The sequence below is a fragment of the Streptococcus caballi DSM 19004 genome (assembly GCF_000379985.1).
In the GTDB taxonomy this organism is placed as follows: domain Bacteria; phylum Bacillota; class Bacilli; order Lactobacillales; family Streptococcaceae; genus Streptococcus; species Streptococcus caballi.
This window is the reverse complement of the sequence record NZ_KB904114.1, coordinates 1-1794: the sequence shown is the minus strand read 5'-3', so window position 1 is coordinate 1794 and position 1794 is coordinate 1. Positions and strand designations below refer to the sequence as shown.

1 protein-coding gene and 1 pseudogene are annotated in these 1794 nt (G+C 36.5%); both read left to right on the top strand.

What is annotated here, in order from left to right; genetic code table 11:
- Nucleotides 1–756 (top strand): annotated as a pseudogene (locus tag A3GS_RS13120) (hypothetical protein); the annotation flags it as partial.
- A gap of 280 nt (nucleotides 757–1036) precedes the next feature.
- The gene (locus A3GS_RS0109590) at nucleotides 1037–1621 is read left to right on the top strand and encodes a DUF6572 domain-containing protein (RefSeq protein ID WP_420805168.1); all 585 of its coding nucleotides are present in this window, start codon (nucleotides 1037–1039) and stop codon (nucleotides 1619–1621) included.
- Nucleotides 1622–1794: the final 173 nt, after the last annotated feature.

The window sequence follows — 1794 nt, the reverse complement described above, 5'->3', positions numbered from 1 at the left end:
TTTGATGAAGCGGGTAATATCCGCATTCAGGATTACACAACAGCAACCGGAGGTTTGTCTGTTAGCCGTCAGGCCTTGCTAGAGGCCTTATCTAAGTATGGTGGAACCGTTGTAGGAAAAGGTAAAGGTGCCTTTACTGGTGGTACCGAAATCAAGCCTGGAACACAGATTGATGTGGTGTCGCAGAAGACTGATAATTTGACAATTGGCTATGATCCTATTTCAAACTTTAGAAGTGAAATGGAGAAACTACCACATATTGATTTATCTCAAAATGTTGTTGATGGTTTGATAAGTACTCCTAACGGTAAGCGACCATCGGTGGAGAGAGTTTATTCACAAGAAGAGATTGCGACTCATTTAGCTATGTTTGAAAATGGTATTGTTAAAGTTCAGAGTTATGAAGGTTACCAAATGTCTGCTAAAATGTATGGCGGAACTGTTGGTGCTGAACAAGGTCATTATGTTATGCCTAAGTGGGTTTATAAAAAAGCTGTTCAAGCTTCAAATGGTAATCCACGAATTTTAGAAGAATTACTAGGCTTGGATGAGGGTTATCTAGGAAATAATCCAGTAGTTATTGATATTAATCATTATGAAGGATTAAGAATGCCATCTGGTAATGAGCCAGGAGCATTTCAAGGTTTGTGGGAACCTGGTGGGTATACCAAAGGTGGAATTCCAGAAGCAGTAATTGATCAACTAGGTCCCAACGATTACGAGGTAAGTAAGATTTTTAGTAGAGAAGGAGTTTAACATGATAAAGTTTCATGATTACGGCTTGTATTCAATTTTTGAAGATGATGGTAAGTTTGATATATCTTGGATACGAGGTAAAGAGCACTTATCTTTTCCTATAACTGAAAACTTGTTAAAAAAGGCACAATTATCGGATACTGATGCGCTTGAAGTAATGTTTTACCTAGAAAAAGGGCATTGGCCTAAAAATGATGAGATGAAGCATTATAATGAAACAGATATCATTACCCATAAAGGAAATGGTTTCATTATTTATGAAGAAAATGGTACTTATGAAATGCGTTGGCAATCAGGTGATTTGACGAACCGTGAAGTATCTTATCCAGTTACTAAGGAATTAATGGAGAAAGCTCTAAAGTCAGATAAAGATGCTGAAGAGGTAATGCGTTACCTTACAACGGGTTTATGGATAACGCCACAGCAGTCTAAGTCAGACAGAGATTTTCTTAGAAAATATCCTGAACTGATTTTAAAAAATTTGAGCGAGAATAGTAAATTATTTTCAAAAGAGGAGTTTTCACAACTAGTAGAAAAAGCCATAGAAAATGAATTACGAACTCAAAATATTGATTCTATTGGAATAATTGCTAATCACTTAGAGTTATTACTAGTTGACCCGATCCGTTGGCAAACGGAAACAGAAGATCTTCACCTTCTCAAACTTCAAGAAAAAATCAATAACTACATTCACTTTATTGAAACCAAACAATACGTTAAAAAATATGGGGATAACTTTGATAAGAAGGTTATCAATATCACCTTCCAGTATGCTCCGTCAGACAACGGCTTGGCATTTCTAGCGCAAGTTCAAAAGGTTTTACAATCAACGGATATGAGCTTGAAAGTTGTTTTGCCAGAATAGATTTTTCGCTTACCCAGCCCATATGGCTGGGTAATTTTGGTATAATGTGAGAGAAAGAGTACTATTCCTCATTTACCAATGAATAGCTAGGCTAGACTTGGTCTAAAGTGGAACTAGAGTTTAAAAATCATTTCCCTTATTTTACAGAATGGCTCTAGGAATGTGTGTGGAGG

Coding starts and splice junctions, on each gene's coding strand:
- A3GS_RS0109590 (WP_420805168.1), top strand. CDS start 1,037: ATGCGTTGGCAATCAGGTGATTTGACGAACCGTGAAGTATCTTATCCA.